17 protein-coding genes are annotated in these 12872 nt (G+C 35.0%); 8 read left to right on the plus strand and 9 right to left on the minus strand.

Annotated elements, in window-relative coordinates:
- The first annotated feature begins 122 nt into the window (after nucleotides 1-122).
- The 4 genes from D9K81_RS04395 (at nucleotide 123) to D9K81_RS04410 (ending at nucleotide 1786) form a co-directional block, all read left to right on the plus strand.
- The gene (locus D9K81_RS04395) at nucleotides 123-347 is read left to right on the plus strand and encodes a hypothetical protein (protein ID WP_120376196.1); all 225 of its coding nucleotides are present in this window, start codon (nucleotides 123-125) and stop codon (nucleotides 345-347) included.
- A gap of 78 nt (nucleotides 348-425) precedes the next feature.
- Nucleotides 426-1007 (plus strand): N-acetylmuramidase family protein, encoded by a 582-nt coding sequence (locus D9K81_RS04400; RefSeq protein WP_121523128.1) that lies wholly within the window; start codon nucleotides 426-428, stop codon nucleotides 1005-1007.
- Between the two features lie 85 nt (nucleotides 1008-1092).
- Nucleotides 1093-1383, plus strand: a complete 291-nt coding sequence (locus D9K81_RS04405) for a type II toxin-antitoxin system HigB family toxin (RefSeq protein WP_117007098.1) — start codon at nucleotides 1093-1095, stop codon at nucleotides 1381-1383.
- A 1-nt stretch (nucleotide 1384) separates the two neighbouring features.
- The gene (locus D9K81_RS04410) at nucleotides 1385-1786 is read left to right on the plus strand and encodes a helix-turn-helix domain-containing protein (RefSeq protein ID WP_120373969.1); all 402 of its coding nucleotides are present in this window, start codon (nucleotides 1385-1387) and stop codon (nucleotides 1784-1786) included.
- Nucleotides 1787-1939: 153 nt separating this feature from the next.
- Here the strand turns inward: D9K81_RS04410 and D9K81_RS18640 are convergent, their stop codons facing one another.
- From D9K81_RS18640 to D9K81_RS04425, 3 genes are all read right to left on the minus strand, one after another.
- Complete coding sequence (locus D9K81_RS18640; protein WP_228199819.1) at nucleotides 1940-3025, minus strand: GTPase; 1086 nt, start codon at nucleotides 3023-3025, stop codon at nucleotides 1940-1942.
- Nucleotides 3018-4124, minus strand: coding sequence for a GTPase (locus D9K81_RS04420; RefSeq protein ID WP_120373970.1), 1107 nt, complete (start codon nucleotides 4122-4124; stop codon nucleotides 3018-3020). Before D9K81_RS04420 ends, D9K81_RS18640 begins: the two co-directional genes overlap by 8 nt.
- A gap of 130 nt (nucleotides 4125-4254) precedes the next feature.
- Nucleotides 4255-4464, minus strand: coding sequence for an excalibur calcium-binding domain-containing protein (locus D9K81_RS04425; RefSeq protein ID WP_120373971.1), 210 nt, complete (start codon nucleotides 4462-4464; stop codon nucleotides 4255-4257).
- Between the two features lie 186 nt (nucleotides 4465-4650).
- Between D9K81_RS04425 and D9K81_RS04430 the strand changes: the two genes are divergently transcribed.
- Entirely contained in the window at nucleotides 4651-5310 is a 660-nt protein-coding gene (locus D9K81_RS04430) for a hypothetical protein (protein ID WP_120373972.1), read from the plus strand.
- Nucleotides 5311-5374: 64 nt separating this feature from the next.
- Here the strand turns inward: D9K81_RS04430 and D9K81_RS04435 are convergent, their stop codons facing one another.
- From D9K81_RS04435 to D9K81_RS18830, 3 genes are all read right to left on the minus strand, one after another.
- On the minus strand, nucleotides 5375-6325 hold the full coding sequence (locus D9K81_RS04435; protein ID WP_120373973.1) for a reverse transcriptase family protein: 951 nt from the start codon (nucleotides 6323-6325) through the stop codon (nucleotides 5375-5377).
- Entirely contained in the window at nucleotides 6300-6620 is a 321-nt protein-coding gene (locus D9K81_RS04440) for a helix-turn-helix domain-containing protein (protein ID WP_120373974.1), read from the minus strand. Before D9K81_RS04440 ends, D9K81_RS04435 begins: the two co-directional genes overlap by 26 nt.
- A gap of 536 nt (nucleotides 6621-7156) precedes the next feature.
- The gene (locus tag D9K81_RS18830; protein WP_120373975.1) at nucleotides 7157-7621 is read right to left on the minus strand and encodes an Arc family DNA-binding protein; all 465 of its coding nucleotides are present in this window, start codon (nucleotides 7619-7621) and stop codon (nucleotides 7157-7159) included.
- Nucleotides 7622-7772: 151 nt separating this feature from the next.
- On the opposite strand from D9K81_RS18830, the gene D9K81_RS04450 reads away from it, so the two are divergent.
- Nucleotides 7773-8573 (plus strand): BRO-N domain-containing protein, encoded by an 801-nt coding sequence (locus D9K81_RS04450; protein ID WP_120373976.1) that lies wholly within the window; start codon nucleotides 7773-7775, stop codon nucleotides 8571-8573.
- 27 nt (nucleotides 8574-8600) lie between these two features.
- On the opposite strand, the gene D9K81_RS04455 is transcribed toward D9K81_RS04450, so the two are convergent.
- The 3 genes from D9K81_RS04455 to D9K81_RS04465 form a co-directional block, all read right to left on the minus strand.
- Complete coding sequence (locus D9K81_RS04455; RefSeq protein WP_120373977.1) at nucleotides 8601-9275, minus strand: DUF421 domain-containing protein; 675 nt, start codon at nucleotides 9273-9275, stop codon at nucleotides 8601-8603.
- Between the two features lie 74 nt (nucleotides 9276-9349).
- Nucleotides 9350-9646, minus strand: coding sequence for a hypothetical protein (locus D9K81_RS04460; protein ID WP_120373978.1), 297 nt, complete (start codon nucleotides 9644-9646; stop codon nucleotides 9350-9352).
- A 103-nt stretch (nucleotides 9647-9749) separates the two neighbouring features.
- Nucleotides 9750-10001: a hypothetical protein gene (locus tag D9K81_RS04465; RefSeq protein ID WP_120373979.1), complete on the minus strand. Its 252-nt coding sequence runs from the start codon at nucleotides 9999-10001 to the stop codon at nucleotides 9750-9752.
- Between the two features lie 1022 nt (nucleotides 10002-11023).
- Between D9K81_RS04465 and D9K81_RS04470 the strand changes: the two genes are divergently transcribed.
- Nucleotides 11024-11785 (plus strand): hypothetical protein, encoded by a 762-nt coding sequence (locus D9K81_RS04470; protein ID WP_120373980.1) that lies wholly within the window; start codon nucleotides 11024-11026, stop codon nucleotides 11783-11785.
- Between the two features lie 13 nt (nucleotides 11786-11798).
- Complete coding sequence (locus D9K81_RS04475; RefSeq protein ID WP_120373981.1) at nucleotides 11799-12845, plus strand: linear amide C-N hydrolase; 1047 nt, start codon at nucleotides 11799-11801, stop codon at nucleotides 12843-12845.
- Nucleotides 12846-12872: the final 27 nt, after the last annotated feature.

A 12872-nucleotide genomic window follows, 5' to 3' on the forward strand; every position in this document is an offset into this window, starting at 1 on the left:
GGTTTTATTTTCTATCCCAATTCTAATTTGGAAACTGCCTGAAATTATTTCAGCAATCAAGGCTTAATCTGACCCAATAAGAGGTCGTTTTTTTATTTTCTATGCACCGAAAGGTGTTTTTTATGCCTAAAGAAAAACCCCGACGTTGGAAGCATCGGGGTTTTATTTTTTCCAATCTACAGAGCGAGCAAAGAGGAAATGTATCTATGCCTGAAAGTATAACAGTGATTATTAAATTTGTAGAGGCAATCATGGATAAATATGGTTTCTGGAAAGTAACACTCATCATCATATTAATGATACTTGCATGGAAATCCCCTGAATTAGTATCAGCAATTAAAGCTTAAGCCGACCCAATACGAGGTCGGTTTTTTATTGTCTGTGCGCGCCATAAGGCGCTTTTTTTATGTCTAAAGGAAAGTGAAATGAGTAAAAAATTAATCCCATCCCAAATTGAAGATCAAGCCAAAAAATTAGGCGTTGAAAGCGCCGTATTACGTGCAGTGATCGAAGTAGAATGCAAAGGCTCAGGCTTTAATGCTGATGGCACTCCAGTGATTCTATTTGAACGTCATGTGATGCGACAGCGCTTAATTGCGAATGGCCATGTAATGATTGCAGATCAAATGATGATTAAGCGACCAGATTTATGTAGTAAAAAGGCTGGTGGCTATGGATTATATTCAGCCCAACACGGGCGTTTAAATGCTGCAGCACAATACCATCGTGCATCTGCATTAGAGTCTGCATCATGGGGCATTGGACAGGTGATGGGTTATCACTGGAAAGTGCTTGGCTATGAATCATTACAGGCCTTTGTAAATGCTATGTATAAAAATGAGGCTTCACAACTTGAAGCAATGTGTCGCTATATCAAAGTGAATGGCTTGGTGAATGCTCTGAAGAATAAAGACTGGAAATCCTTTGCACGTGGCTATAACGGCGTCGAATACGCAAAGAATAGCTATAACATCAAATTGGCTAACGCGTATAAAAAGTTGTCATAACTGGTGGTGTGGAAAATAAGATTGTTTTATTGCAAAATGCGATAAATTGGCTATACTTGTTTTATAGCAAAATGCGATAATTAGTATGCATGTGATCACCCACGCTCGAATCATAGAAGCAAAGAATAAGTGGCCACAGGCTGAGACAGCATTGGATGGCTGGTACCGAATTATGAAAGCCAATGATCCTAAAGATTTTGCTGAAATGAAGCTACTCTTTCCCGCTGTAGATAAAGTCGGAAAGTTGCATGTATTTGATATTGGCGGAAATAAGATACGGTTAATAGCGGTCGTAATGTATCAGGCAAAGCGCGTATACATTCGTTATGTCTTGTCCCATAAAGAATATGACAAAGGTCACTGGAAGGAGGGTTAATATGAATGCAATGATTAAACAGGCAGTAGATCACTGGCATTATGTTGCACCATTACTCAGCAAGCCTGAAAATGAAGATGATTTCAATACATTGGTTGAAGCATTGGATGACCTTTTGGATACGGTTGGTGATGATGAATCAAATCCTCTCATGGGGCTTATTCATCAACTTGGTGACTTAGTTTCTGCTTATGAGAGTGAGCACTTACCAATGCCTAAAGGTGATGGTCGGGCGGCTTTAGCTTTTTTGATGGAGCAACACGGATTAGGGCAATCTGATTTAGCAGAAGTTGCAACTCAATCGGTCATTTCAGAAATTTTAAGCGGTAAACGTCAGTTGAATATTCGCCACATTAAGGCGCTATCCGAACGCTTTAACGTGTCTGCAGATACGTTTTTCTAAAAAATAGCGCCGTGTAATGCTTTATATCTAAAGGAAATTGAAATGAGCTGATGAACACGCAAATGATGAAAAACGATTAAGTGACGCTCGGCCATAATAAGAAAAATCCCTCAAGTGAGGGATTTTTTATAAGCATTAATTTTTTACAATTACTTAAAGCAAGTCTTTAGATATTTTTTCCTTGATACTTTGTAATGACAATTCTAAATCATGGGTTCTGCTGTTAATCATATTTTCTACTTGAGCACTAAATTTCTGGATTTCATCTTGCATTTTCGCGAAGTCACCTTTTCTCATGAAAGGCATAGCAAATGGGAGTGCAACTAATATAAAAGGTAAGAACGGAATCATTTTCCAGTCAAAATCAGTTTCCTTATGACCATCAATTTTTATGTCTTTATGTTTCGCATGAACTTTTATCTGATTTCCAAGTTGTTGCGCAATAAAATTATAGTGATGCAGTGCACTTTTCTCAGCATCATTGCCTTTTTTATTGATGCTTTCGACAATATCTTTAGATGACGCTGATAGTTTATTTTGCATTTCAGATGAGTTGACACCGAAAAAACCAAGTTCTTTTTTGATTTCTTCGTCTATATTTACTTTCCAAGTTTTTAATTTAGTAAGCATTAAGTTCTTACAGTGCTCTGGTATACGGAGTACCAAAGAGTCTACTAAGTCAACTAATGATTGCTTTTCAATTTCCTCTTTACCAAAAGGGAATATTTCCCCTCCACGTGTTTTTTTATGCTCACTGCATACTGGAATGATTGCAATATTATTTCCTAGCTCATTACTTATGACTTTAATAAATTCGGCTTCCTCATCCTCGGTTAAAGAGTCTGCTTTTGTAAGAACCACACTAACTTTATAATCTTCGCTAATAAGTTTTTTAATAATCTTACAGTCAGCATCTTGTATTCGGCCTCCAGCAGCAGCAATACAGTAAAAAATTGAGTGGAACCAATCTGATGCTGGTTTGTCAATACCTCTGTTTTTCAGTTCATTATTCAGCTCTTTAAACCACTGTTCTTCTTTGCCAACTTCTAACCCCCAAGAATCATATATTTTTACCTGCATATCTTTAATTTTATGATTAATTTCATGAAAGCCATTGGTAGTAACTGGTCGACCGACACCAGATTTAGCTACCTTATCACCAAATAAATAGTTGATTAAACTGCTTTTCCCAACCCCAGTTTGCCCAATAATTGCAATATTATAATTAGTATCAGTCATTTTTATTTCCTTTTGCTTGCTTTAAATACTCCATAAAGATTTTCATTAGGTTTTCATCAAAATTTTGCATAAATGTGTTGTTATCAAAATTATCCAATCCTAATTCGATCACTTTAGCGCAAGCTTCTGAAACAGCAAAACCAAATGCAGTAGTTATAGATGCTGCTACAGAACCATTAATTGTGCCTCCTAAAGCTGTTCCAACCCCAGGGAAGAATTTTAAGATTTGACTTACTATATATTTTCCAGCCATTGGTAAAGATGATGCTATAGCTGTTTGAATAATTGCAGATACACTATCTACAGCACGATCTAGATTATAGATATACAAAATTCGAGCTAATAACTTTGATTGATTAGCTAATAAAAGGGGGGCGCTAGAAGCAGGAATTGGAGCAAATCCTGTTGCAAAAGCTAAAGTTGTGTGCTGAATGATGGCATTTTTTGCATGCTCTCTTTTTTCCTTTAAGCTTGCTTTTTGAGCAGAAATAAATGCAGTCTTTAATGCATTTGGTAACTCATTAATGCTCCATGCAATAAGTTTATCCAAATCCATTCCATTTAAGTTGTCTTTAATTGTTGTTTCAAAAATTTGAATATTTGAAAACTCTTTTAAAATTGCTTCTTTTAACAACTTTGCATCATCATCACTAACTAAATCAGCCTTAGTTAAAACAATCGAAATTGGAATATTTGAAGATATTATTTTATTAATAGTTTTAATATCAAAATCGGTGATGCGTGAACCTATAGTTTGTATGCAATACCATACTAAATGAGGTTTATTGCTAATTTTATCTTGGGAAGCTGTACATAGCTCAATAACTTCATTTTGGAACTGTAACTCTTGCTCAGAGCCAATTTCATATCCCTTACTATCAAAAAGAACTATAGGAATATTGGGTGATGTGTACATATTTATATGCTGTGTTATTGGTTTCCCCACACCAGCAGTTGCTATATCTTCACCAAAGCATAAATTGAGTAAAGAGCTTTTACCCACACCAGTACCGCCAACTAATAAAATATTTGGTTTTTCTATATTTTTTTTCAGTGAGTCAAACTCTGCATTTAACTCTTTTTTAAAATTGCTTGACATAAGCTCCCCCTACAGTTTGTATTTATATAAAGTTCTTGAATAATATACTTTTTTTTGCCTTTAACAAGTTGAAAATTAAAAAATTACCGCAAATAATTTAGGCTTAATTTATCTACAGGAGATTTCAACTTTACTTCCTCTTCTTCCCATTTCCACTCAGCAAGCAATCACACGCTTGACCATCGCCGTCGCGGTCTAAACTTTTCCAGCCTGATTGCCCTGATTTTTTACGTTGTTCATACCACTTCTGTGCTTGTTGCTGTGTACTAAAGTCAGCACATTTTTTTGCATAAACTTGGATAGAAGTGAACCCAAAAACTAAAATGAGTAAAAATTTCATAAATTATTTTAAAGTCAAAACATTAGCTGAAGTCTAGCAACTCTCAGTTTATTTACTCAATGAATCTAGTTAGAAAGTCGTATGAATAAGGGTTTAGTTGACAAATCCGAGTTTGAGTCTTAAAAGTTGGTTGACAAAACCTTAAAATAGTCCTAAATCAAACATTTATTTTATAAAAACATGATAATGGAAACTTTAATAAAAATTGGTGGGTTGTTGGCAGTTCTCGTTGTACCGATATTTTTGGCGCATTTGAACAATAGATTAGCGCATCTAAAACATTCAAAAGAGAGTAAAGCAGAGGCGTTGAAACTAGCAGATGAGTTTGAATCATCTCAGCTAGAAATGCGTTCAACTTTGTATAAGGATAGGCTAGCCAAATCACTTTTTAACAATGAAGCTCTTACATATAGTGAGGCTAAATTCTTTACCAAGTATGAAAATGCAGATCTGTGGGTAGGCGAATACGTAAAAGTAAGGAATAGGTTGAAACGTGAAAGGGATGAAGACGGTACTTTAAAAGAGTTTAAAGCTAGGGCTAAGTGGTACACGATTGTGCTAGCACTTTTTGGGTATATAGCTTTTGCCTTTGTAGGGTTGATCCCTTTTTATAAAGCCCAGAAGTATATGGATTGGATACTAAGCTTTTACGACAAAGGAATGCTCTTAAGTATTTTTATCATTGTTGCATTACATGCTATTTGTTTAGCCGCTGCATTTCTATGTCTTAAGTATGTTGAGAGGTGTGCTGATGCAAGTATATTCAGGAATGACTTTTATAAATATGCTTTTAAGTTAGAGAATATCAAAGAACAGGATATTGATGAAATACATAAGGTTGCATAAATTATAGTTCCGAGAAAACCAAAAACTCCTAAACTTGTAGAAGAAAGCGCCTAAGGGCGCTTACTTATAGATAATTCTGATATACCTTAGCTTCGCTTTTATATTTTACGTTAATTACCCCACATGAATACAATTTACCAATCAGCTTGTTGCGAACTTCCGAAAGTTGTGTGGGATTATTATCTTTAGTAAAAGAATATAATTCCTTAAACTCATAAAGTTCTTTATGATGTTTATTTCTAATTAATAACGAATTTCCTTTTAATATTGCACCAGTTATCAATTTAGGTTGATATTCAGTATAGAATCTTGTTTTATCATCGTTAATTGAATGCTGATGGCGTATTGTGATTTTCTTAACTAGTTTATAAAATAATGTAGAAATATTAGATCCAGAAAATGTTATATCATCAACATAAACTGTCATATTTATTTGATGTTTGCTAGCTAATAATGCCATTTCTTGAAACATTAACATATTTGAAAAATATGCAAGAGGCATACTAATGCGACTACCTGTAGGTAGGCACTCGTTGTATGTACAAAGCTGTGTTAGTATTTTAGATACAGTTTTGTTGCATTTCATTCCATATAGGAAAAACTCATATATTTTTTTAGATGCAGTAGATGGAAAAAATTTTTCAATATCTATAGTTAGAATTTTTAAATTTTCTCCTAAATGAACTTTTGCATTAGAAATATTGGAGTGATTCTTTTTTCCAGAATGAAGGAAGTCAGGTGTTTTAATTCTACATAATAGGCTTGCAATTCTGTTATGTATTGTTTCTAACACATTGATAGGTGTTTGGATTTCTCTTAGCTTATTTGATTTTCCATTTGTGGAAAAAACATTATATTGTGTACAAATATCTTTAATATTTTTAAGTTTTTCTACATCAATCAAAAGTACTCGTGCTAAGTGTTTTTTAGTTTTTATCATATAGAGAGCACTATCTTGAATGCTATATGATTTATTCTTAGTTACAAGTTTAGGCTTGGAATTTTTTTGAATCATTTTTATTAATAGACCATTCAAGAATTTGTAGAATTTTTCCAGCCATTTTTTCTTTCGCGACTGCTGAAATTGTTTTGTCTTTATTTGATTTGTTAGTTTCAATGATAAAAAAAGACAAAGATGACACTGGAATATCGAAAGTATTAGAATACTTTTTAAGAAGTGACTGATCTATGGGCTTTTTACCGCTTTCTATAGCTATAAGAAATTCTTTTGTGAATCCTAATTTCTCAGCAGCTTGAGTACGATCCAACTCATGAAATTGACGTATTAATCTTAATGCTTTAGCAATCATAGTGACTCTCCAAAAAAACAAAAGGACATCTAGTTACTCTACAGTTTCATCGTCAAAAAAAAGAAATTTACATGCCTTGTACAGCAATTTCGCTAGAGTAAGACACCCTTTAAAAACTGCCCATCGATATTTTCTCTTTAGTTCCTTCTTCTGTAATTCACTAGATGCTTGTTGATCGTGTTCTAAATTTTTTTGCATATAATATGCTCCTTTGAATAGCCCTAGGACGGAATTGTACTAGGGTGTCGCCGTTATTCATTGGATGAGAGTGATCAACAATTTAACCTTCTGCTTTCGCGCATTCGGGTGTCGCCCCGAATGCGCGCTTTCGCGGGTTGTGGCTGTACGTGTACAGCATGAGCCGCAAAATAGTTAGAGACAAGCTCCATGAGTATAAATACTCAAATAGGTAGGCGGTATCTCTCTTTTAGAACATGATGGGATTATATTAAATATTTTAAAATTAGCAACTTAATTTTAATAAAAAATATAAATTATTAATAATTTATTCAGAAATATTAGATTGGAATGATACGCTAAATTAAATCATTGCTACTATCTTTAACAACATAATGATCTTCGACAGTTAACCAACCTAAGCTACTTTTACCGTTATCTACAACATCTATATGATTATCGCCTTTGTAGACTAAAACATCTTTACCTAAAAACTTTAATGAATTCCAAAAAGAAGAACCACTTAATACCTCAAGAGCAAGATGAATATCGTCACGAAGTTGATCAAGTTCTTGTGTGTAGTCTAGGCTAAGGTTATTTAAAAGTTTTCCAAAAATAACACGTCTTTTCCCACTCTTTAAATGAAGGACTTTTACATCAGCATTTGTAGGAGCCGAACTGTCATTTAATAAAAAACTATCTTCTAATCTTGCAACAATATCCGCATTCATAGAGCGATTCAGCTCCTTAGCTGACTCTGCAATTTTATCTTTTAATTCTTGTGGCAAGCGTAAATTGTAAGCAACGCCTAAATGTTTACCCATGACATTGTCCTGAAAAATCCTGTTGACATGGTATCAAGTGGACATATATATTTGCAATATGTCCAGTGGACATTATTTTAAATAAAAACGCCCCAAATAATCTTGGCGGATCTTGGGGCGAGTTACCAATCTTCTTCGAGAAAAAATTGATATGAACAGTCTATCATTTAATGCAATACAATTTCATCCAGTACAACATAATGATGAACAAGTTGTTTGGATTACATCTACTGAGCTTGCCCATGCTTTAGGGTATAAGCAGGAAAATGCTGTTAGTAAAATTTATAATCGTAAAGCTGATGAATTTACATCAAAAATGACACAGGTTATAGAAAATCCCCAGTTACCCAATTTGGGTATGCGTATTTTCTCACTACGTGGGGCACATCTCATAGCCATGTTTGCCCGAACACCAGTCGCCAAAGAATTCCGCAAATGGGTACTCGACGTACTGGAAAAAGAAGTTCTGCAACAGCAAATCGACACTCGAGTAAAAATCAACTCAGAGCAACAAGCTGAACTCAAAGAAATCGTCGACCGACGTGCTCATGGCGAACGTAAACTTCATGCAGAAATGTGGTCACGCCATAACAAACACTTCCGCATTACACGCTATAGCGATCTGTTAGCCATTCACTTCCAAGATGCTGTAAATTATCTAGAGACTCTAGAAATCAAGTCAAAAGGGAACATCTATATAGATGAAAAACAATCACTAGAAATGCTGTGCGTACATGCTCGATTCTTTCAGGCATGGTGGTATACACATAGCCCGGCATTGGCCAAACTCAATCCAGCACTGGTGAGCATGCTCCATGACAATATGTTTTCTATGAGTAGTGCTATATCCAGCGTGAGTAAAAAATGCGGATTCACCATGCCAAACTATGACTACGACCACATGTTTGAACTTAAAACACTACCGCATGAGCGATACAGATTGTTGAAGTAATAAATAGACCGCCTTCGGGCGGTTTTTTTAATGCTCACAATCTAATTTTGATTCAGCCCAGCGCTTACAATTACAGCGTGAACATTGAACATCAAGAGAGCTAAGTAATTGAGTTTGACCACATAACATGCATGAATAATGGTGATTAACAATTAATTCTTCTGCTTGTTTATAGTCATCAGGAAATATGGGTAGTCCCCATTTAATATTTTCCTTTGAGTATGGGAGCACACTCAAACAACCGTCAGTTTCAAGTAATGCATACTTCACTTGACCAAGGTGCTCTATTTTCTGTTGCCTCATTTCTGCAAAAAATTCATCGTATGAATATTTTTCTTGTTTTATATCCTCAACAATAAGTAATCCGTTTCTGACAATATACATAGGACGGCCTTCCAATACTGTTTCGATTACATCAGATTTCATCATCAGATATGTAGTGAAACGATATAGGAGGAGGATAACGGTAAAGACGATAACAGCATGTATTAAAGGAACATCATCGTAAAACATAGGATCGCCAGCAGCGGAGCCTAGACTTAAAATAATTGCTATTTCAAAAATTGAAAGTTGCCTGACACCACGTTTGCCTGAAAATCTTAAAACTAAAATAATCAAGACATACATCACAATGCAACGAAGAACAATCTCCAAAGCAAAGCTGAGCGTAGTGTCATGCAACAAGACTCTAATGAAATCCATTTCAAGCTCTATTTAATTATAATTCTTATAATCTAGATTTATTAAAAGTCCTTTGCAATGCTAGGGATACAAAATTAAATTTTGTCCCAAGCGTCTTTTACAGCATGCTTCGCTTGTTCCCATTTAAGTCGAGACTCGGCTTTGAGCTCTTCCCATTTAACTTTTAGATCGCTTTCTGAATCTTCAAAACGGGCATTATCACCACGCTCATTACGAGCATTTAAACCCAATTCATATGCTGAACGAAAATCCCTGTCATAATCTACATCAGGTATTTCACGGTGAATATCTTGATAATACGGACGATTTGAATATTCTTTTTGCCAATCACGTTTGATTGGGTTTTCATTTTGATGGTCATTAATAGTCATGATGATCTCCAATTGCATCAAACTAAAGAACATCTTAAATATAAGAAGCTCTTAGTTTGATTAATAGATTAAATGAGATGGTGCGAGTTTTTCAGAATATGAATTAGCGCTGTTGATGACGTTGTTGATCATTCTGTTGGTTTTGTTGACGTTGCTGGTCATTTTGCTGTTGTTGCTGACCAGAGTGATCATTTTGTTGGTTATGTTGTCGTTGTTGGTCGTTTTGCTGCTGTTGTTGCTGACCTTGCTGATTGTTTTGTTGGTTATGTTGTCGTTGCTGGTCATTTTGCTGTTGCTGTTGACCAGGTTGTTGATTTTCACGATTTTCTTGATTCTTTTCAGAAATATTAGTCATTTTGATGTACCTCAATTAATTAAAAAGAAATCCAAACACATTGTGAGTGGACGGATATTATTATTAGCACATAAAATATTTATTTGAATTTTTAGTATGTTAACTTTCATTAAAATAGGTTAATTGATGTTTAATAATATTTTTAGTAGTTGAAATTAATATATAAAATATTTATTTTTAATTACAGGTTTATAACAATTTTATTATTATGTAATTTTATGAAATTGATATAACGATTATATCTAAGCCTATAAAATTTGAATAATGATGGTTTAATTTATAATTTTGTGACGCACATCACATTTATAAAAGATAGAACATATATCAAATAAAATAGGAAATTTCATTCCTCATTTGGCACCAAATGCTTATCCGTACTCGAAAAATGCGTCAATGAATATAGAACAGTGGTGCAATGAGCTGATGAACACGCAACTGATGCAAAGCGATTAAGTGATACTTGGCCATAATAAGTAAAAGCCCTCACTTGAGAGTTTTTGATTTTTTAGTTAGTTCTCTCTTAGATGAATCAAATTTTCTAACAAGTAGTCAGCTATGTTTTTTAAAGATCCAACCTTTATATGCGAATAAAAAATGTAGACTGATATGTAGACTGTTGATTTGCACTTGTAGACAACTACATATTGTTAGTGCGAAGTGTCAGCTGTGTCTAATATCTTTATTTACAGTTGCTTATGAGTATTTATTACTAAATCCATTTAATTCTAAATTATGGTTCAAGAACTGGCGCTTTTAGTTCTATCTGTTTTGGAAGTCAAAAATATCCGCCTAAATGTAAAAACCATTTAGGCGTTTTTTATCTGAGTGCATTTTAAATGGTGCGAAAATTAAATCATGTGGCATTTATTTTTGATTGATTGGGTTAAATTGACCAAAGTGATTTAGTCTATGATGATAGAAATGTAAAGTTTATAAATATTGACGAATAGATTGACACAATTTAATAGTAGAAACTGACAAAAGTATGCTAAAAATGAGACAGAACACATTAGGATAATAAAATGTACTTGAAAACTTTAATAAACTTTTCAGTGGGTCTAGCACTAATCGCGAGTCAATCAGCAACTGCTAATGAGTTTTCTGATACATTTAAAGGAAAGACTAAACTTAATCTGAATCTTTATGTTTTTGCCGCGGATATTGATGGTGATATTAGCAAAGGTCCTATTTCCTATGAAGTTGAACAGCCTTTTAAAGACACTTTAAAAGAGTTGGATAAATCTTATATGGCACATTTGGATTTGAGCAAAGGCAAGTGGGGGATTTATGCGGATCGTCAATATGTGAAAACTTCTCAAGATAAGCAGGTTTTGCATATCCCTTTGGCTTTAGACACTAAGTTAGACCAAATTAGTTACGGTATTTATTATCAGGCCTATGTATCGCCAGAACAGACCAAAGACCAATATGCTAAATTCATCGTTGAGCCCACTGTAGGTATGCATCATACAGATGCGAGTGCAACGCTTGGTGCGTTGAATCATAAGATTAGAGCTTCTACAGATTGGGATGAGTTTTTTTGGGGTGCACGCTTTAAATATAACCTTGACTCAGCATGGAATTTTGCTTCAGAGATCACTTTTGGGGTCGAAGATACCCGTTCTGTACAGGCTTATGTCGGTTACCGTATTCCTGTATTTAACCGCCACTTGAATATTCGTGGGGGCTACCGTTATTTTGAGCAAGATTATACAAGTGGTGATTTCAAGTGGGATATTAAAGAACACGGACCTGTAGTGGGCATAAATTTACCAATTTTTTAAATAGAGGTTTTTCATGAATAAAGCATTACAAAAAGTGTTATTTGCAGCAGGATTGATGTTGGCTGCTGAAATGGCTTCGGCATGTACGCGTGTTATTTTTCATGGCGATAATGAGGTCATGACGGCCCGTTCAATGGATTGGAAAAGTGATGTCGGCACAAACCTATGGATTTTACCAAGTGACGTTAAGCGTAGCGGTTTGGCAGGTCCAAAATCTGTGCAATGGACTTCAAAATACGGCAGTGTGGTTGCAACGGGCTATGATATTGCTACGACTGATGGCGTCAATGAAAAAGGCCTGATGGCAAATTTATTGTGGCTGGTAGAGTCTGAATATCCGGCAGTGCAAAAAAATACTAAAGCAACCTTAAGTATTTCGCTATGGGCTCAATATGTATTGGATAATTTTAGCTCGGTAGATGAAGCGATCAAGTTTTTAGAAAAAGAACCTTTTGTGGTCGTATCAGATCAAGTGCCGGGTGAAAATCGCTTAGCGACACTCCATTTATCAATTTCAGATAAAACAGGTGACAGTGCCATTATTGAATATATTAATGGTAAGCAGGTCATTCATCATAACCGCAAGTATCAAGTGATGACCAATTCACCTACCTTTGACCAGCAATTGGCGCTCAACACATATTGGCAACAAATTGGTGGCACAACCATGCTACCAGGAACAAACCGTGCGGCTGACCGTTTTGCTCGTGCATCGTTCTATACCAACGCTATTCCAAAAAATGCAGATCAAAAACATTCTTTGGCAGGCGTATTTAGCGTGATTCGAAATGTTTCGGTACCTTTTGGTTTAAATACAGAAGAAGAACCAAATATTTCATCTACTCGCTGGCGTACCGTTGTAGATCACAAGCGTGGTTTGTATTTCTTTGAGTCGGCTGTTTCACCAAATGTCTTTTGGGTGGATTTAAAAGATATTAACTTTAAAGATGGTCAAGCTAAGAAGCTGGAGCTGGGTGCAGATCAAGCCAAAGTATATGCTGGCAAAGCCAATGATTCATTCAAAGTGACTAAACCATTTGAGTTTTTAGGGGCTCGTTAATTCAAGCAAAATAGATTTAAAAAAGTA

The sequence above is a fragment of the Acinetobacter chengduensis genome, from assembly GCF_003664645.1.
GTDB classification, from domain to species: Bacteria; Pseudomonadota; Gammaproteobacteria; order Pseudomonadales; family Moraxellaceae; genus Acinetobacter; species Acinetobacter chengduensis.